Annotated in this window: 18 protein-coding genes; 5 read left to right on the top strand and 13 right to left on the bottom strand. The window is 70.1% G+C overall.

What is annotated here, in order from left to right; translation table 11 throughout:
• Positions 1-158 precede the first annotated feature (158 nt).
• Genes hisF through hisD form a run of 8 tightly spaced genes read right to left on the bottom strand, consistent with a single transcriptional unit; the run spans position 159 to position 5905 of the window.
• Positions 159-914, bottom strand: coding sequence for an imidazole glycerol phosphate synthase subunit HisF (gene hisF / locus OG496_RS17675; RefSeq protein ID WP_366494072.1), 756 nt, complete (start codon positions 912-914; stop codon positions 159-161).
• Positions 911-1321, bottom strand: coding sequence for a RidA family protein (locus tag OG496_RS17680; RefSeq protein ID WP_405971542.1), 411 nt, complete (start codon positions 1319-1321; stop codon positions 911-913). The genes hisF and OG496_RS17680 overlap by 4 nt, the downstream gene beginning before the upstream one ends.
• The gene (priA, locus tag OG496_RS17685) at positions 1318-2046 is read right to left on the bottom strand and encodes a bifunctional 1-(5-phosphoribosyl)-5-((5-phosphoribosylamino)methylideneamino)imidazole-4-carboxamide isomerase/phosphoribosylanthranilate isomerase PriA (protein WP_328683917.1); all 729 of its coding nucleotides are present in this window, start codon (positions 2044-2046) and stop codon (positions 1318-1320) included. The genes OG496_RS17680 and priA overlap by 4 nt, the downstream gene beginning before the upstream one ends.
• Positions 2046-2705 carry an imidazole glycerol phosphate synthase subunit HisH gene (gene hisH / locus OG496_RS17690; protein ID WP_019062287.1) on the bottom strand — a complete coding sequence of 220 codons (660 nt, stop codon included), beginning with the start codon at positions 2703-2705 and terminating at the stop codon, positions 2046-2048. The genes priA and hisH overlap by 1 nt, the downstream gene beginning before the upstream one ends.
• Positions 2696-2860 carry a hypothetical protein gene (locus OG496_RS17695; protein ID WP_365307693.1) on the bottom strand — a complete coding sequence of 55 codons (165 nt, stop codon included), beginning with the start codon at positions 2858-2860 and terminating at the stop codon, positions 2696-2698. Before OG496_RS17695 ends, hisH begins: the two co-directional genes overlap by 10 nt.
• Entirely contained in the window at positions 2857-3450 is a 594-nt protein-coding gene (gene hisB, locus OG496_RS17700) for an imidazoleglycerol-phosphate dehydratase HisB (RefSeq protein ID WP_043675308.1), read from the bottom strand. The genes OG496_RS17695 and hisB overlap by 4 nt, the downstream gene beginning before the upstream one ends.
• Positions 3447-4586, bottom strand: coding sequence for a histidinol-phosphate transaminase (locus tag OG496_RS17705; RefSeq protein WP_405971543.1), 1140 nt, complete (start codon positions 4584-4586; stop codon positions 3447-3449). The genes hisB and OG496_RS17705 overlap by 4 nt, the downstream gene beginning before the upstream one ends.
• A complete protein-coding gene (hisD, locus tag OG496_RS17710) occupies positions 4583-5905 on the bottom strand; it encodes a histidinol dehydrogenase (protein WP_405971544.1) in 1323 nt (440 codons plus the stop codon). Before hisD ends, OG496_RS17705 begins: the two co-directional genes overlap by 4 nt.
• Before the next feature lie 170 nt (positions 5906-6075).
• Between hisD and OG496_RS17715 the strand changes: the two genes are divergently transcribed.
• The 4 genes from OG496_RS17715 to ybaK all read left to right on the top strand — a co-directional run bounded on the left by OG496_RS17715 (position 6076) and on the right by ybaK (position 10203).
• Entirely contained in the window at positions 6076-7653 is a 1578-nt protein-coding gene (locus tag OG496_RS17715) for an oxidoreductase (RefSeq protein ID WP_399394531.1), read from the top strand.
• 139 nt (positions 7654-7792) lie between these two features.
• On the top strand, positions 7793-8926 hold the full coding sequence (locus OG496_RS17720; RefSeq protein WP_405971545.1) for a hypothetical protein: 1134 nt from the start codon (positions 7793-7795) through the stop codon (positions 8924-8926).
• An 11-nt stretch (positions 8927-8937) separates the two neighbouring features.
• Positions 8938-9681: an LON peptidase substrate-binding domain-containing protein gene (locus tag OG496_RS17725; protein WP_405971546.1), complete on the top strand. Its 744-nt coding sequence runs from the start codon at positions 8938-8940 to the stop codon at positions 9679-9681.
• Between the two features lie 21 nt (positions 9682-9702).
• Complete coding sequence (gene ybaK / locus OG496_RS17730) at positions 9703-10203, top strand: Cys-tRNA(Pro) deacylase (RefSeq protein WP_366494064.1); 501 nt, start codon at positions 9703-9705, stop codon at positions 10201-10203.
• Positions 10204-10508: 305 nt separating this feature from the next.
• On the opposite strand, the gene OG496_RS17735 is transcribed toward ybaK, so the two are convergent.
• The 4 genes from OG496_RS17735 to OG496_RS17750 form a co-directional block, all read right to left on the bottom strand.
• Positions 10509-11231, bottom strand: a complete 723-nt coding sequence (locus OG496_RS17735; protein ID WP_405971547.1) for a DUF2567 domain-containing protein — start codon at positions 11229-11231, stop codon at positions 10509-10511.
• Between the two features lie 34 nt (positions 11232-11265).
• Complete coding sequence (locus tag OG496_RS17740; protein WP_405971548.1) at positions 11266-12093, bottom strand: ABC transporter permease; 828 nt, start codon at positions 12091-12093, stop codon at positions 11266-11268.
• A 94-nt stretch (positions 12094-12187) separates the two neighbouring features.
• Positions 12188-13159, bottom strand: coding sequence for an ABC transporter ATP-binding protein (locus tag OG496_RS17745; protein ID WP_405976642.1), 972 nt, complete (start codon positions 13157-13159; stop codon positions 12188-12190).
• A 164-nt stretch (positions 13160-13323) separates the two neighbouring features.
• A complete protein-coding gene (locus tag OG496_RS17750; RefSeq protein ID WP_405971549.1) occupies positions 13324-14547 on the bottom strand; it encodes an NYN domain-containing protein in 1224 nt (407 codons plus the stop codon).
• A 224-nt stretch (positions 14548-14771) separates the two neighbouring features.
• Here OG496_RS17750 and OG496_RS17755 point away from each other — a divergent pair, with 224 nt between their 5' ends.
• Positions 14772-14936 carry a hypothetical protein gene (locus OG496_RS17755; RefSeq protein ID WP_019067731.1) on the top strand — a complete coding sequence of 55 codons (165 nt, stop codon included), beginning with the start codon at positions 14772-14774 and terminating at the stop codon, positions 14934-14936.
• An 82-nt stretch (positions 14937-15018) separates the two neighbouring features.
• Here the strand turns inward: OG496_RS17755 and dnaE are convergent, their stop codons facing one another.
• Positions 15019-18558 carry a DNA polymerase III subunit alpha gene (dnaE, locus tag OG496_RS17760; RefSeq protein ID WP_405971550.1) on the bottom strand — a complete coding sequence of 1180 codons (3540 nt, stop codon included), beginning with the start codon at positions 18556-18558 and terminating at the stop codon, positions 15019-15021.
• Positions 18559-18638 lie beyond the last annotated feature (80 nt).

Genomic DNA, 18638 nt, shown 5'->3' on the forward strand with positions numbered 1-18638 from the left:
AGGACGCTCGGGACGAAGGCGAGGGCACCCACCCCATGCCGGAGGCACCCGCATCTGCCCACAAGTAAGCCCCGACCACCAGGCAGCCGGGGCTTACAACGCCTCTACGGAGTCACCGAACCGGGAAGGCACCGAGCCGAAAGTCACCACGCCGGAAGTCACCGCACCGGGTGACCCGCTTCCCTCAACGCCTGCTTGACCTCGCCGATCCGCAGATCCCCGAAGTGGAAGACGGAAGCCGCCAGCACCGCGTCCGCGCCCGCGGCCACCGCCGGCGGAAAGTCCGCGAGCTTGCCCGCGCCCCCGGAGGCGATGACCGGCACGGTCACGTGCTTGCGGACCGCCGCGATCATCTCCAGGTCGTAGCCGTCCTTCGTGCCGTCCGCGTCCATCGAGTTGAGCAGGATCTCGCCCGCCCCCAACTCGGCCGCCCTGTGCGCCCATTCGACGGCGTCGATGCCGGTGCCCTTGCGGCCGCCGTGGGTGGTGACCTCGAAGGAACCCGACTCCGTACGGCGCGCGTCCACGGACAGCACCAGCACCTGCCGCCCGAACCGCTCAGCGATCTCCCGGATCAGGTCGGGGCGGGTGATCGCCGCCGTGTTCACGCCGACCTTGTCCGCGCCCGCGCGCAGCAGCTTGTCCACGTCCTCGGCCGTGCGGACGCCGCCGCCGACCGTGAGCGGGATGAAGACCTGCTCGGCGGTGCGGCGGACCACGTCGTACGTCGTCTCGCGGTTGCCGGAGGACGCGGTGATGTCCAGGAAGGTCAACTCGTCGGCGCCCTCGGCGTCGTAGACCTTGGCCATCTCGACGGGGTCACCCGCGTCGCGCAGGTTCTGGAAGTTGACGCCCTTGACGACCCGGCCGTTGTCCACGTCCAGGCAGGGGATGACTCGTACGGCCAAGGTCATGCGGAACCTCCGCCCTCGGTACCGGAGCGGAACGCCTCCACCTCGACCTCGACGACCAGGCTCGGGTCGACGAAGCCGGACACGATGATCATCGAGGCGGCGGGGCGGATCGCGTCGAACAGCTCCTTGTGTGCGCGGCCCACGTCCTCAACGTCCCGGGCGTGGGTGATGTACATACGGGTGCGCACCACATCGGCGGGGCCGAGACCCAGTTGCTCCAGCGCCGAGAACGCGACGTTGAACGCGTTGACCGTCTGCTCGTAGGGACCGCCCCCGGCGATCTCGCCGTCCACTATCGACGTGCACCCGGAGACCAGCACCAGGCCGTTCGGCAGCTCCACCGCGCGGGAGTAGCCGAAGGCGTCCTCCCAGGGCGCGCCGGTCGACACGCGTCGTAGCTCGGTCACCGGGCCACCGCCTCCAGGGCCTCTTCCAGGGTGAACGCCTTCGCGTACAGGGCCTTCCCGACGATGGAGCCCTCGACACCGAGGGGTACCAGCTCGGAGATGGCGCGGAGGTCGTCGAGCGACGACACGCCACCGGAGGCCACGACCGGGCGGTCCGTCGCCGCGCAGACGTTGCGCAGCAGCTCCAGGTTGGGGCCCTGGAGGGTGCCGTCCTTGGCGATGTCGGTGACCACGTACCGGGCGCAGCCCTCGGAGTTGAGGCGGTCCAGCGTCTCGTAGAGGTCGCCGCCGTCACGGGTCCAGCCGCGCCCGCGCAGGGTCGTGCCGCGGACGTCGAGGCCGACCGCGATCTTGTCGCCGTGCTCGGCGATGACCTTGGCGACCCACTCCGGGGTCTCCAGCGCGGCGGTGCCGAGGTTCACCCGGGTGCAGCCGGTGGCGAGGGCGGCGGCGAGGGTGTCGTCGTCGCGGATGCCGCCGGACAGCTCGACCTTGATGTCCATGGCGCCGGCGACCTCGGCGATGAGCTTGCGGTTGTCGCCGGTGCCGAACGCGGCGTCCAGGTCGACGAGGTGCAGCCACTCGGCGCCGGAGCTCTGCCAGGCGAGGGCGGCCTCCAGGGGGGAGCCGTAGGAGGTCTCGGTCCCGGACTCGCCGTGCACGAGGCGGACGGCCTGGCCGTCGCGGACGTCCACGGCGGGGAGGAGTTCGAGCTTCGAAGGCATCAGAGGGTTCCGATCCAGTTGTTCAGCAGCTGCGCTCCGGCGTCGCCGGACTTCTCGGGGTGGAACTGGGTGGCCCACAGGGCGCCGTTCTCCACGGCGGCCACGAAGGGCTTGCCGTGCGTCGACCAGGTCACCAGGGGGGCGCGCATCGCCGGGTTCACGACTTCGAGGGACCAGTCGTGGACGGCGTAGGAGTGCACGAAGTAGAAGCGCGCGTCCGCGTCGAGGCCCGCGAAGAGCTGGGAGCCCGCCGGGGTGTCCACGGTGTTCCAGCCCATGTGGGGCACGATCTCGGCCTGCAGCGGCTCGACGGAGCCGGGCCACTCGTCCAGGCCCTCGGTCTCGACGCCGTGCTCGATGCCGCGTGCGAACAGGATCTGCATGCCGACGCAGATGCCCATCACCGGGCGCCCGCCGGCCAGTCGGCGCCCGACGATCCAGTCGCCGCGCGCCTCCTTGAGGCCCTGCATGCAGGCGGCGAAGGCGCCGACGCCGGGCACCAGCAGGCCGTCCGCGTTCATGGCCTTGTCGTAGTCACGCGTTATCTCGACCTCGGCACCCGTGCGCGCGAGGGCACGCTCGGCGGAACGGACGTTCCCGAAGCCGTAGTCGAAGACGACGACCTTCTTGGACGCGTTCTTCGCCGCGCTCAACTCCACACCGCCAACCGCATGACCCCCGCGACCAGACACATCGCGGCGGCGATGGAGACCAGCACGATGAGCTGGCGCGGCATCTTCTGCTTGACGAAGGAGTAGACCCCGCCGAGGAGGAAGAGTCCGACGACGATCAGGAGGCTGGAGAGGCCGGTCACAGCGCGCCCTTCGTGGAGGGGAGGATGCCGGCCGCGCGCGGGTCGCGCTCGGAGGCGTAGCGCAGGGCGCGGGCGAGGGCCTTGAACTGGCACTCCACGATGTGGTGCGCGTTGCGCCCATAGGGCACGTGCACGTGCAGCGCGATCTGGGCCTGTGCGACGAAGGACTCCAGGATGTGCCGGGTCATCGTGGTGTCGTACTCGCCGATCATCGGCGCCATGTTCTCGGGCTCCGTGTGCACGAGGTACGGGCGGCCGGAGAGGTCGACGGTCACCTGGGCGAGGGACTCGTCCAGGGGAACCGTGCAGTTGCCGAAGCGGTAGATCCCGACCTTGTCGCCGAGCGCCTGCTTGAAGGCGGCGCCGAGCGCGAGAGCGGTGTCCTCGATGGTGTGGTGCGAGTCGATGTGCAGATCGCCCTCGGTCTTCACGGTGAGGTCGAACAGACCGTGCCGGCCGAGCTGGTCGAGCATGTGGTCGTAGAAGCCGACCCCTGTCGACACGTCGACCTTGCCGTGCCCGTCGAGATCGATCTCGACGAGGACCGACGTCTCCTTGGTCGTCCGCTCCACCCGTCCTACGCGGTTCATGTGCTCTGCTCCTTCGGGGGTGTGGGGGTGTCCCCCATAAAACTCAGCAACTCACGGACCGCGTCGAGGAACGCGTCGTTCTCTTCGGGGGTTCCGGCGGAGACCCGCAGCCACCCCGGGATGCCGTTGTCCCGGACCAGGACGCCCTGGTCGAGGATCTTCTGCCAGGCGGTGTGCGAGTCCGCGAACCGCCCGAACTGCACGAAGTTCGCGTCGGACTCGACGACTTCACACCCGAGGGCCTTCAACTCACCCACCAGTCGGTCCCGTTCGGACTTCAGCTGCTCGACATACCCCAGCAGTGTGTCGGTGTGCTCCAGCGCGGCCAGCGCGGTTGCCTGGGTCACGGCCGACAAGTGGTAGGGCAGCCGTACGAGTTGGACGGCGTCGACGACGGCCGGGTGCGCGGCGAGATAGCCGAGGCGGAGCCCCGCCGCCCCGAAGGCCTTCGACATCGTCCGCGAGACGACGAGATTCGGCCGACCTTCGAGCAGCGGCAGCAGCGAGTCGCCGTGGCTGAACTCGATGTACGCCTCGTCGACGATCACCATCGACGGCTTGGCCGCCTGCGCCGCGTCGTACAGCGCGAGCACCGTCTCGGGCGGAACGGCGTTGCCCGTGGGGTTGTTGGGGGTCGTGATGAACACGACGTCGGGCTTGTTCTCCGCGATCCACCGCTCGGCGGCCGCGAGATCGATCGTGAAGTCCTCGTTGCGCGGACCGGAGATCCAGCCCGTCCCCGTGCCGCGCGCGATGAGCGCGTGCATCGAGTACGACGGCTCGAAGCCGATCGCGGTACGGCCGGGCCCGCCGAAGGTCTGGAGCAGTTGCTGGATGACCTCGTTGGAGCCGTTGGCCGCCCACACGTTCTCGACGCCGACCCGGTAACTCCCGGTCTTCGTGAGGTAGTTGGCCAGCTCGGTGCGCAACTCGACCACGTCCCGGTCCGGGTAGCGGTTGAGATCGCGGGCGGCCTCGCGGACCCGCTCGGCGATCCGCTCGACCAGTGCCTCGGGCAGCGGGTAGGGGTTCTCGTTGGTGTTCAGTCGTACGGGGACGTCCAACTGGGGCGCGCCGTAAGGGGACTTGCCGCGCAGCTCGTCCCGTACGGGGAGATCGTCGATTCCGAAGCTCACTTGCCGGGCACCTTCCAACCGAACCGTGCCTTGACCGCCGCGCCGTGCGCGGGCAGGTCCTCCGCCTCCGCCAGCGTCACCACGTGATGCGCTACGTCGGCGAGGGCGTCGCGGGTGTAGTCGACGATGTGGATGCCGCGCAGGAAGGACTGCACGGAGAGCCCGGAGGAGTGGCAGGCGCAACCGCCGGTCGGCAGCACGTGGTTGGAGCCGGCCGCGTAGTCCCCGAGGGAGACGGGCGCCCAGGGTCCGACGAAGATCGCGCCCGCGTTCCGCACCCGGTCGGCCACGGCAGCCGCGTCGGCCGTCTGGATCTCCAGGTGCTCGGCGCCGTAGGCGTTGACGACCCTGAGCCCCTCGTCGATGCCGTCGACGAGGACGATCGCGGACTGCCGGCCGGCCAGGGCCGGGGCGATCCGGTCCTCGATGTGCTTGGTGGCCGCGACCTGCGGTTCGAGTTCCTTCTCGACGGCGTCCGCGAGCGTCACGGAGTCCGTGACCAGGACGGCCGCGGCGAGCGGGTCGTGTTCGGCCTGGCTGATCAGGTCGGCGGCGACGTGCACCGGGTCGGCGGTGTCGTCGGCGAGAACCGCGATCTCGGTCGGGCCGGCCTCGGTGTCGATGCCGATCTTGCCGGTGAAGTAGCGCTTGGCGGCGGCGACCCAGATGTTGCCGGGCCCGGTGACCATGTTGGCCGGGGCGCAGGACTCGGTGCCGTGGGCGAACATCGCGACGGCCTGGGCGCCGCCGACGGCGTAGACCTCGTCGACGCCGAGCAGCGCGCAGGCGGCGAGGATCGTCGGGTGCGGCAGCCCGTCGAAGTCCGCCTGCGGCGGCGAGGCGAGCGCGACGGACTGGACGCCCGCTTCCTGTGCGGGCACCACGTTCATGATCACGGACGACGGATAGACCGACCGACCGCCGGGCGCGTACAGCCCCACCCGGTCGACCGGCACCCACTTCTCGGTGACGGAACCACCCGGCACCACCTGCGTGGTGTGGGTCGTACGGCGCTGCTCGCGGTGGACGAGCCGGGCGCGCCGGATGGACTCCTCCAGGGCCGCGCGGACGGCCGGGTCGAGCTGCTCCATCGCGTCGCTGAGCGCCTGGGCCGGAACCCGTACCGATTCCAGCCGCACCCCGTCGAACTTCTCGGCGAAGTCGATCAGCGCCGCGTCGCCCCGATGATGCACGGCCTCGCAGATCGGCCGCACCTTCTCCAGGGCGGCCGAGACGTCGAAGTCGGCTCGGGGCAGCAGGTCGCGCAGGGCGGGTCCCTCGGGGAGGGCGTCGCCGCGCAGATCGATTCGGGAGATCACAGAGCAATTCTCGCAGACGGCGATCGGGCGCTGCTCCCGCATATCAATGGCTGATACAGAACGTGGCCGGAACCCGGAAGATCCCCTTCACGTCTAGTGTTCCGGGCGTCACGGAGCGGGCATGAACAGCTGTGCGAAACCCGTGAGTAGTTGAGAGGGATGAAAGAGCAGTGACCGAGGGTGCCGGCATCCGCGCGGGGGATGTGCCGGACGATGCGACCGCCGCCGAGGCCGGTATGTGGCAGGCCTTCCGCAACGGCAGCGTGTACGACCTGAGCAGCGGCGACAGTGTCGTCGACGATCCGCACGGCGGACATCCGTGGGGCCCCGAGCGGACCGTGCGGGCGCGGTTCGTGTGCTGGCTGCTCCTCGACGGACCGCCCGCGCTGTCGGGCCGGGTGGCCTCCCTGAAGCTCACCGGTGTGCAGATCAGCGGCGTCCTGGACCTGGCGGGCGGCACCGTCACGCCGTACGTCGAGCTGAAGGGCTGCCGTTTCGAGCGGGAGGTGCTGCTGCCGGAGGCCCGCTTCCAGACCGTACGGCTGGTGGACTGCTCGGTGCCGCGGCTGGAGGCGGCGCGGGTGCACACGGAGGGTGACCTGCATCTGCCGCGCTGCCGCTTCCACAACGGCGTCCGGCTGACCGACGCGCACATCGGCACCGATCTGCTGCTGAACCAGGCGATCGTCTACCGGGACCGCACCGGGCGTTCGATCGCCGCCGACGGCATGACCGTGGGCCAGGATCTGCAGGCCGAACTCCTGGAATCGCACGGTGAGTTGAGCTTGCGCAGTGCCAAGGTGGGCGTCTCGCTGAGCCTGCGCGGCGCCCGGCTGGCGAACCCGTACAGCCGACTCGCCCTGAACGCGCCCCAGTTGACCGTGGGCCGCACCCTGTACCTGACCCCGGCCGGTGTCGGCGGCCCCTGGCTGAGCGGCACAACTCCCGCGCGCGGGACGCGTATCCAGCGTTTCTCGTGCCAGGGCGGGGTGCGGCTGGACGACGGGCGGTTCGGGGACGCGGTGGACCTGGAGCGGGCCCGGTTCACCTTCACGGACGACCAGGAACTGTCGCTGCTGCGGATCCAGGCGCCGGAGTTGCGCTTCCTCGGGGAGCGGCCGCAGCGCGGCAAGGTGGTGCTGTCGGGGGCGCGGGTCGTCAACCTCATTGACCGGGCGAGCAGTTGGCCAGGTCCGGGCAACCTGCACATGGGCGGCTTCGCGTACGAGAACCTCGTACCGCAGGGCCCGTTCCCGCTGGACGACCGCCTCGGCTGGGTGGCCGCGGCGACCCCCGAGTACGCCCCGGAGCCGTACGAACGTCTCGCGACCGTGCTGCGCAACGCCGGTGAGGACGAGGACGCGCGCGAGGTGCTGCTCGCCAAGCAGCGGCGGCGCCGGGAGAGCCTGCCGGTCGCGGCCAAGGTGTGGGGGGTCGTGCAGGACTGGACGGTCGCCTACGGGTACCGGCCGGGCCGGGCCGCCGTATGGATGGCGGTGCTGTGGGCGGCGAGCTCGCTGGCCTTCGCGCACGCCGCCCACGCGCCGGTGAGCGGGAACGGGCATCCGCCGTGGAGCCCCGCCCTGCTCGCGCTGGACCTGCTGCTGCCGGTGATCGACCTGGGGCAGGCGGGCCAGTGGCAGCTGCACGGCGGCTGGCAGTGGCTGTCGGTGGCGCTGATCCTGCTGGGGTGGATCCTGGCCACGACGGTCGCGGCGGGCGCCACACGGCTGCTCAGACGCGGCTAGAACCCCTCCTGCGGGGTCTCGCGCACAGCACTCGAACAGTTGAGCAACAGTCACCTTTTACCTCGGCTTGACCGAAGCGCGTACAACTTTCAGCCGGGTGGTCAAACGGTCTGGCGCACTCCGGATCGGCGGTCCTTCAATGGTCGACACCATGGCTCTGCTGCGCGCGTTCATCCGTACCGCCCGGATGGCAAGGAACACCTCGCGGCTCGCCGCCCGGCTGCCGGCCGACGACGAGGTCCTCCTCGACGCGCCCGACGACCGGCTCGGCCCCGCGCTGGTCGCGGCCGGGCGCGGCGAGTACGGGCCCGCCTCCGACCTGCTCGCCGCCACGCGCACGGCCGCCGAGTGGGAGGACCGCGACCGCCACACACGCCGGCTCGCCGCGTTCGCCCGCTGCCGCCCCGAGTGGCTGGACGACTGGCGCGCGGCCGCCCCGCGGAACCCGGACGCACTCCTCCTCACGGCCCAGCTGGCGATGGACCGCGGCTGGGAGTCGCCGGCCCGCGCCGAACTGCTCCGCGAGCTGAGCCCGCTGATCACGGCGGCGGCCGAGGCCGAGCCGCACGACCCGGTGCCGTGGCGCATCGCCCTGGACCGGGCGCGGGGCACGAACGCCGGGCACGCCGAGTTCGAACGGCTGTGGGGCGAGGCGGTCCGCCGCTCCCCGCACCACTACGGCTGCCATGTGGCGGCCCTCCAGTACCTGTCGGCGGCCTGCTGCGCGCAGTGGGGCGACACGCCCCACACCGCCCGCTGCTCCCACCGCGAGTGCTTCGACTTCGCCGAACCGGCCGCCCAGGACGCCCTGCCCGGCTCACTCGTCCAGGCCCTGCCGGTACGCGTGGCCTTCGCGTGCCTGACCGACGGCTGCGCTCCCACGGTCCCCCGCGCCCGCCTGGACGCGGCGGCCGACCTGGCCATCGCCCTCTCGGCCACGTACGCGGCGGCGGACCCGTGGCCCGCAGAGGTCCGCAACCTCCTCACGTACGTCCTCATCCGCCTCGAACGCTGGACGGACGCCTTGGACCAACTCCGCCTGATCGGCCCGTACGCCACGTCGTTCCCCTGGGACCGGATCTCCGACGACCCGCTGGGCCAGTTCCTCGAAATCCGGGACGGCGTACGGATAGCGGTCGCCTCGGACGTCCCCCTCGGCGGCCCGGTTCCCCCCGCTCTGCGGGCGATTCCGGCGCAGCCGTGGGCCTTCGAGGACGCACCCGGGTATCCACGGAGTGAGCACGGCGGACGTGCCCGCTCCGGCGACCATTAGGCTTTTGCGCCGTGACCACCGTCCGGCTGCCGCTCTTCCCCCTGAACTCGGTTCTGTTCCCGGGGCTCGTGCTTCCTCTGAACATTTTCGAGGAGCGCTATCGCGCCATGATGCGCGATCTGCTCAAGACCCCTGAGGAGGATTCGCGCCGATTCGCCGTCGTGGCCATCCGCGACGGCCACGAGGTGGCATCGACCGCCCCGGGCATGCCCGACCAGACGGCCGTGCCCGAACGCGGCCCCGCCGCCGGCTTCGGCCCCGACCCGCTCAAGGCCTTCCACTCGGTGGGCTGCGTGGCCGACGCGGCCACGATCCGCGAGCGCGCCGACGGCAGCTTCGAGGTACTGGCGACGGGCACGACCCGCATGCGTCTGCTCTCCGTGGACGCCTCGGGCCCGTTCCTGACGGCCGAGCTGGAGGAGCTGACCGAGGAGAAGGGCGACGAGGCGGGCGCGCTCGCTGAGGGCGTGCTACGCGCGTTCCGCCAGTACCAGAAACGCTTGGCAGGCGCCCGCGAGCGCACCCTGTCGACCGGCGAGGCCGAACTCCCGGACGAACCGGCGGTCGTCTCCTACCTGGTAGCCGCGGCGATGATGCTCGACACGGCGACCAAACAACGCCTCCTCCAGGCCCCCGACACCGCCTCCCGCCTACGCGACGAACTGAAACTCCTCCGCTCCGAGACGGCCATCATCCGCAACCTCCCGTCCCTCCCGGCATCGGACCTGACCCGAGGCCCGACAAGCCTGAACTGACCCCGGAAACCGGACAATTTGATGGCGAAGAAGCCAAAACAACAACAGTCGGGCGGCACCCCCGCGACAGTCGTCCTCACGACCGCCGGGGTGCCGTACGAACTCCACGCCTACGACCACGACCCGTCCCACCCCTCCTACGGCGAGGAGGCGGCCGAGGCGATGGGCGTCTCCCCGGACCGGGTCTTCAAAACCTTGCTGGCGGACGTGGACGGCACCCTGACGGTCGCGGTCGTCCCGGTGGCAGGCCAACTGGACCTGAAGGCCCTCGCCTCGGCGGTAGGCGGCAAACGCGCGACCATGGCCGACCCCACCCTCGCCGAACGCACCACGGGCTACGTCCGAGGCGGCATCTCCCCCCTGGGCCAACGCAAAAAACTCCGTACAGTCCTGGACACCTCGGCCACCACCCACCCCACGATCTGCGTCTCGGCCGGCCGCCGCGGCCTGGAGGTCGAGCTCTCCCCCGAGGACCTGAAAACCCTCACGGATGCGGTACTGGCCCCCATCGGCCGTGCGTAGCCTCTCGACGCCGCGCCTGTCCTCGGTTAAGCACGAGAGACATGTCGAAGAAAACACGGAAACGAAAGTGGCGCGTACGGAAGCACAGGGCCAATCATGGGCGCCGACCGGCGTAGGCGTTTCCAGGGCCATCTCTCCGGGGGGGGTGACTTCTCAACACAGGCCGGCTAAATCCAGCCCGTCCGGCGTTTGAGGACGAGGCCCCTTCAGGGCCGATGGGGGTCTGGGGGCAGAGCCCCCAGGCGGAGCGGAAGGGGCGGCAGCCCCTGGGGATGGGACGGGTAGGGGCGGCGGGGGCGAGAAACCTAGGACAGAGGAGCCCCGTACCCATCCGTAGGCCCGACCCCCTGCGCCACATACCCCGGCTCAGGATCCCGAGGCCCGAACAACGCCGTAAGCCCCAGATGAACGACCAGCGCGGCAACCGGCCAGGCCAGCAACGCCCCCTTCGCCCCCAACTTCAGCGGCGCAGAAAACGTAACCCCCTTACCCACGGCCTTCGCGTGCGCGAGCACATCCTTGGTCGGCCCGAACCACATCCCCAGCCGCCAGGCGAGGAACGAGGCGAGCAGCCCACCCAAGGCCAGCGCAGCGACCAGCGGCACTCCCCCACGCCGCCGCACCAAAAAGACGACAAGCGCGCTCACGACCCCAAAAGCCACCGCGAGCAGAGTGAACGTTCCGTCCACCCCCACGGCCTGCTCGCCCTCGGAGTCCTTGAGGTAGACGACCCAGCTCTTGTCGACGATGTCCCCGACGAGCGGCACATGCGGCGCCAGCCACCACCACAGCACCCCGAGCAACAGCCCACCGACCGCCGAGGCGACCGTGACGACCACGGCCTCGATCAGCTCGGTCTTGATCCCGGGCCCGTCCTGGCCGTAGGACGCGTCCTGCGGGGGATACGCGGGATACCCGGCACCAGAGGCACCCGGGTCACCCGAGGTGCCCGGGTCACCCGGCGGCTGCCACGCGTCGTGCGGGGACTGGTCACGCGGCGGCGGAGGCGGAGTCAGCGGTGCGGTCACTCTGCCATCGTGCCAGGCCCGGCTGTGCGGCGCGTCACCGGACGGCAGCCCGACGGTACGCCCAGGCGGCGACGGCCAGCGAAACGCCCCCGACCCCGGCGCATACGGCGAGGTCACCGAGGACGAGCGCCCAGTCCGGATGCGCCGCGAAGGTCTGCGCGAACGCCTCCACGCCGTACGTCGAGGGCACCAGATCCCGCAGGAACCGCACCGCGTCCGGCATCCGATCAGCCGGCAGCACACCCAGCAGCAAGGCCGCGGACATGCCCAACTGCCCGAGCAGCGTGGCGAGTTCGGGCCGAGGAGCAAGCAGCCCGAGGGCCGCCCCGAGCCCGGCGAGCGCGGCCCCGGCGAGCGGGATCACCGCCGCCAGGATCCAGATGTTCCCCATCGGCAGCCCGAACAGCACGCACCCGAAGACTGCGGTCAGCACGGTCCCGGGCACGGTGAAGGAGGCGTACGCCCCCGCCGCGCCCAGCACCACGGCCGCGGGCGGCACCGGCAGGGTGGCGTAGTGGTCGAGCCCGCCGCTGCCGCGCAGCTGCCCGAAGTACTGCGCGAGCAGGTTGAGCCCGACGTAGGCGACGACGAGTACGGACGAGCCGGCGACGACGAACTGGGCGTCGTGGCTCCCGCCGTCGACGACCCCGCGCATCATGATCAGGATGCCGACCGACTGGAAGGTCGCCACGAACAGCAGCGGGATCCGCGCGACCCGCGCCCGGGACAGCTGCGCCCGGTACACGGCGGCCATGGAGGGCCACAGCCTCGCCCTGGGCCCCAGCTCGGCCGCGCCCGAGGCGGTGGCCTCCGGCACGGCCAGGGGACCACTCGGCAGAACATCGGCGGATACGACACTCACGTCGCGCTGCTCCTCTCGACGCCGGCAGCCGTCCTGTCCCCTACGGATACAACGGCGGTCGCCCTGTCCCATACGGATACGACGGCCCGTGTACTCATGCCTTCACCAGCCCCTGCGCGTTTCCGCCCAGCGTCAGATACACGTCCTCCAGGCTGGGCGTGGCCAGGGTGAAGTCGTCCAGGGCGGCGAACGCGGCCCCGCCGGTCACCGTGGCGACGGCCACCCGGGCCTCCTCGGGCGCCAGCCGCAGCGTCCAGCGGCGGCCGGACTCGACGGCCCGGTCCCGCAGCGCGGCGACCTCCGGGACGTCCAGCGGCGGCTTCTCCCGCCACACCAGCTCGACCCGCACCTCGCCCGCGACCTGTTCCTTGAGCCCGGCGGGGGTGTCGCAGGCGATGACCTTGCCCTGGTCGATGACGGCGACCCGGTCGAGCACGGTCTCGGCCTCGATGACGTTGTGGGTGACGAGCAGCACGGTGGACCCGCGCTCGGCCCGGCGCCGGTCGACGGCGGACCACACGGCCCGGCGCGCCACCGGATCCATCCCGGTGGTCGGCTCGTCGAGCACCAGCAGCGACCGCTCCCCGACCAGCGCGGCGGCCACACAGGCCAGCCGCCGCTGCCCGCCGGACAGCTTCTTGAGCGGCCGCCCGGCAATGGCCGTAAGCCCCAACTCGTCGAGTACGGCGTCCCGCTCGGCCCGTGCGTCGCGCAGGTCCAGGCCGCGCAGCCGGGCGGTGGTCTCGGCGGCGAGCGACACGGTGAGTTCGTCGAGCGCGGAGGACTCCTGGCCTAGGTAGGCGAGGATCCGCGCGGCCCGCTCGGGGTGGCGGACGATGTCGTGGCCGAGGATCTCGACGCTGCCGGCGTCGGGCCGCATGAGCCCGGTCAGCTGGCGTACGAGGGTGGACTTGCCGGCGCCGTTCGGGCCGAGCAGTCCGAAGATCTCGCCCCGGCGGATGTCGAGGGTCACGTCGTCGGTGGCCCGCACCTCGGGGGTGCCCGGCGCACCACGCCGTCCGCGCACCGCCGGGTAGGTCTTGCTGAGCCCGCGCACCGCGCACACGACATCCCCACCGTGTCGAAGTGCCTGTCCCGCGCGCGTACTCACGGGACGAGACTACGGGGTCCTGGAGCCCCGCCCGTTCGCGGGTCGGTCGAGAACGGCACATTCGTCGGTAAAGCCGTCCCGCCGTGAGGCCGCCCGGCCACCGGGCCGACCGGCTCCGCTCACTCTCCGGCAGGGGCGTGCTCGGCCGCCGTCCGTACGTCGATCTCGCGCCAGAAACCGGCCCGGATCGCGTACCGGTCGTGCTCGTCGATCTGGTCGTCCTTGTGCGCGAGGAGGCCGAACCGGGCGGCGTAGCGCAGCAGTTCGCCGTCGATGCGGTGCGGGACCCGCGGGTACATCCCGGACAGTTTCTGCAGGTGGGTGCCATGGTCGCCGAGGCGGCCCATCCAGCGGCGGGCGAAGACCTGGCCCACCTCGTAGGGGTCACCGCCGACCGTGGTGATGTCCTCCTCGCGGTCGGCCCAGCGCTGCTCGGCGGTGGTCAGCTGCGCCAGCGTCGGCATCGAGGCGACCTCGGGCGACTCGGCGGCGCCGCCCGGCCGGTCGACCCACCCTTTGTCGGAGGACCAGCGCAGGGTCGCGCTGGCGGGCTGCTGCGCGGGCGCGGTGGCACCGGGGGCCTTCAGGCTCGCCAGGTCCTTCGGGGTGGGCACACCCTTGTGCGCGGGCACCCGCTCCTGCGAACCGTTCTCCGAACCCGCCTCCGCGACCGCGTGCTCGCCATCCTCGGCCGGCCGCTCACGCGTGGCCGGCGCGGACTCGGGCAGCGGCGCGGACAGGATCGCGGCGATCTCCGGCCGCGGCACCGGCGGCGGGGCGCACACCCCGCCGAGGTCCTTCGCCCGTACGGCCTTGGTGATCCAGGTCCGGTCCAGCACCCGCCGCTCGTCGGCCTCGGCGACCAGGTCCTCGGACTGGTTGTAGTCCCCGTCCGCGGCCTGCACGGCCCACAGGTGTACGGCGACGCCGTGCTCCTTGGCGGCCATCATGCCCGGCAGCAGATCGCCGTCGCCGGTGACGAGCACGACGTCGGAGCAGGCGCGGTTGCGGGCCAGCTCGGTCAGCTCGGCGTGCATGGCGGCGTCGACGCCCTTCTGTGCCCAGCGGCCGTCGCTGCGGGTCAGGGCGCCGAGGCGGACGGTGACGCGGGGCATGACGCGGAGCCTGCGGTGCTCGGGCTGCGGGACGCGGTCGGGGGCGCCGTCGAACCAGTAGATGCGCAGCAGGGGTCGTTCGGTGTCGGACTCGGCGCGCTCGCGCAGCCCCTGGATGAGGGCGGCGTGATCGACGGTGATCCTGGAACGCGAGGGCTCTCCGGCGAGGAGACTTGCTGCGGCCCCCAGCAGGTACCCGGCGTCCACCAGGACGATGCAGCGGTCCACGCGACTCACCCTCTTCCCGGTCGGTTCACTTCGGGCTTGCTTCGAGTCTGCCCGACCGCGCAGGGGTTAACGGCCCGAACTCGATCTTCGGCGTGGCGTTTCGGGTCTTCTCTCTCGTACCAACCATGTCACACACGGTAATTATCCGAAATGCGTTCTTCGTCAGGCTATGTGAATCTGGTCGCGGCCCTGGCCCCTAGATCCCCCTCAGGAGGCAGATCACCATGGCCAAGAACAAGCACCGTGACCGTAAGCAGCCGCAGTCGGAGCGCGCCCAGGAGCAGGCCACGTCGTCCTCGATGGAGGCACAGGCCGAGCAGCGCATATCCCAGGCGACGCCGAGCGACATGGCCCGCAAGGGCAAGCAGAAACGCTTCGGCCACAACTGAGGCCTGTTTCAAGGGTTGTTGAACGACTGAGGGGCGCATCCGTCGACGGATGCGCCCCTCAGTCACGTCTGCTGCCTGTTGCTCAGCCCGCCAGGCAGGCCGCGCCGAGCAGCACCTTCAAGTCGCCGAACAGCGCCGGGTCGGGCTTCACCCGGTGCTTGTCCAGACGCAGGATCGTGGTCTTGGTCGGGCCCTGGAGCTTGATGCGGACCTCGCTGTCGCCCCGGTGGTGGCTGAGGATCTCACCGAGCCTGCTGATCATGGGCGGCGTGACCCTGGTCGCCGGGATGGTGAGGATCACGGGCGCGTTGGTGCCCGCGTTCGACACGTCCGGGACCTGCATCTCCATCGCGACCAGACGGGGCACGTCCTCGCGCTTGTCGAGGCGGCCCTTGACGAACACGATGGTGTCCTCGACGAGTTGGGTCGAGATGAGCTGGTAGGTCGCCGGGAAGAACATGCACTCGATGGAGCCCGCGAGGTCCTCGACCGTGGCGATCGCCCAGGCGTTGCCCTGCTTGGTCATCTTGCGCTGGAGGCCCGAGATGATGCCGCCGATGGTGACGACCGCGCCGTCCCCGTGCTCACCTCCGGTGAGCTGGGCGATGCCCGCGTCGGCCTTGTCGGACAGCACGTGCTCCAGGCCGAACAGCGGGTGGTCGGAGACGTACAGACCGAGCATCTCCCGCTCCTGGGCGAGGAGATACGTCTTCTCCCACTCGTCGGTGGTGAACTCCACGTCGAGCCCGAAGCCGGGCTCGCTGGTGTCCTCCTCGCCCATGCCGCCGAAGAGGTCGAACTGCCCCTCGGCCTCCTTGCGCTTGACCGCCACCACGTTGTCGATCATCGGCTCGAAGTGCGCGGTGAGGCCCTTGCGGGTGTGCCCCAGGGTGTCGAACGCACCGGCCTTGATGAGGGATTCGGTCGTGCGCTTGTTGCAGGCGGCGGCCTCGACCTTGTCCAGGTAGTCGGGGAAGGAGCCGTACTTCCCCTTCGCCTTGCGGGACCTGATGATCGAGTCGACGACGTTCGTGCCGACGTTGCGCACGGCCTCCAGGCCGAAGAGGATCACGTCGTCGCCCTGGGCGGCGAAGTTGTGCACGGACTCGTTGACGTTCGGCGGGAGCACCTTGATCTTCATGCGACGGCACTCGTTCAGGTAGATCGCGGACTTGTCCTTGTCGTCCTTGACCGAGGTGAGCAGCGCCGCCATGTACTCGGCCGGGTAGTTGGCCTTCAGGTAGGCGGTCCAGTACGAGACCAGGCCGTACGCGGCGGAGTGCGCCTTGTTGAACGCGTAGCCGGCGAAGGGGACCAGGACGTCCCACAGGCCCTGGATCGCCTCGTCGCTGTAGCCGTTCTTCCGGGCGCCCGCCTGGTAGATGGTGAAGTTCTTCGCCAGTTCCTCGGGCTTCTTCTTGCCCATCACGCGGCGCAGGATGTCGGCCTCGCCGAGCGAGTAACCGGCGACGATCTGGGCGGCCTTCTGCACCTGCTCCTGGTACACGATCAGGCCGTAGGTCACCGCGAGGACCTCCTCAAGAGGCTCCTCCAGCTCCTTGTGGATCGGCGTGATCTCCTGCCGCTTGTTCTTGCGCTCGGCGTAGTTGATGTGCGAGTTCATGCCCATCGGGCCGGGGCGGTACAGGGCCGAGACGGCGGAGATGTCCTCGAAGTTGTCGGGCTGCATCTGGCGCAGCAGCGAACGCATCGGGCCGCCGTCGAACTGGAACACGCCCAACGTGTCACCCCGGCAGAGCAGTTCGTACGTCTTGGGGTCGTCCAGCGGGAGGGCGAGCATCTCCAGGTCGATGCCCTTGTTGGACTTCACCATCTTCACGGCGTCGTCCATGATCGTGAGGTTGCGCAGGCCCAGGAAGTCCATCTTGATCAGGCCGAGCGACTCGCACTGCGGGTAGTCCCACTGCGTGATCGTCACGCCGTCCGTGTGCCGCACCCAGATCGGGGCGTGGTCGACGATCGGCTCGCTGGACATGATGACGCCGGCGGCGTGCACACCCATCTGCCGGACCAGGCCCTCGACGCCCTTGGCGGTGTCGATGACCTTCTTGACGTCCGGCTCGTTCTCGTACATCCCGCGGATCTCGCCCGCCTCGCCGTAGCGCGGGTGCTTGGGGTCGGTGATGCCGGAGAGGTCGATGCCCTTGCCGAGGACGTCGGCGGGCATCGCCTTGGTGAGGCGGTCGCCCATCGCGTACGGGTAGCCCAGCACGCGCGCGGAGTCCTTGATGGCGTTCTTGGCCTTGATCTTGCCGTAGGTGCCGATCATGGCGACCTTGTCGGCGCCGTACTTCTCTGTCACGTACCGGATGACCTCGACGCGCCGACGCTCGTCGAAGTCGATGTCGACGTCGGGCATGGAGACGCGCTCGGGGTTGAGGAACCGCTCGAAGATCAGGCCGTGCGGGATCGGGTCGAGGTCGGTGATGCCCATGGCGTACGCGACGATCGAACCGGCGGCGGAGCCACGGCCTGGGCCGACCGCGATGCCGTTGTTCTTGGCCCACATGATGAAGTCGGCGACCACGAGGAAGTAGCCCGGGAAGCCCATCTGGATGATGACGTCCAGCTCGTAGTCGACCTGCTTCTGGCGGTCGTCGGGGACGCCGCCCGGGAAGCGGCGCTCCATCCCGAGGCGCACCTCCTCCTTGAACCAGGTGACCTCTGTATAGCCGTCGGGGATGTCAAACTTCGGCATGAGGTTCTTCGCCTCGAACATGCCGGTGGTGTCGATCTGTTCGGCGACCAGGAGGGTGTTGCGGCAGCCTTCCTGCCAGGCGTCCGAGGAGTCCACGGCGTACATCTCGTCCGTCGACTTCAGGTAGTAGCCGGTGCCGTCGAAGCGGAAGCGGTCCGGGTCGGAGAGGTTCTTGCCGGTCTGGATGCAGAGCAGCGCGTCGTGGGCGACGGACTCGTGCGCGTACGTGTAGTGCGAGTCGTTGGTCACCAGGGGCGGGATGCCGAGCTTCTTGCCGATCTCCAACAGGCCGTCACGGACCCGGCGTTCGATCTCGATGCCGTGGTCCATCAGCTCCAGGAAGTAGCGGTCCTTGCCGAAGATGTCCTGGTACTCGGCGGCGGCCTTCAGGGCTTCTTCGGGCTGGCCCAGGCGCAGCCGGGTCTGCAGCTCGCCCGAGGGACAGCCGGTGGAGGCGATGAGCCCCTCGGACCACTGGGAGATGGTCTCCTTGTCCATGCGCGGCCACTTCTGGAGCCAGCCCTCGGCGTACGCGTCCGAGGACAGCTTGAAGAGGTTGTGCAGGCCCGTCTTGTTCGCCGCCCAGATCGTCTTGTGGGTGTAACCACCGGAACCGGACACATCGTCGCGCTTCTGGTGCGGCTGGCCCCACTGGATCTTGCGCTTGTTGCGGCGGGACTCGGGGGCGACGTACGCCTCGATGCCGATGATCGGCGTGACCCCGGCCTTCGTCGCCGTGTGGAAGAAGTCGTAGGCCCCGTGGAGGTTGCCGTGGTCGGACATCGCGATATGGGTCATGCCCATCTCGTTGCACGCGTTGAACATGTCCTTCAGCCGCGCGGCACCGTCCAGGAGCGAGTACTGGGTGTGGACATGCAGGTGCGTGAACGGCGGCTTTGACACGGCTTGGCCTCCAGGGGAAACGATCGACAAAGTGCGGCGGGCGGTCTGGGGGGACGAGACCGAATCCTATGCCTCGGGAC

This window comes from Streptomyces sp. NBC_00988, assembly GCF_045162645.1.
Taxonomy (GTDB): domain Bacteria; phylum Actinomycetota; class Actinomycetes; order Streptomycetales; family Streptomycetaceae; genus Streptomyces.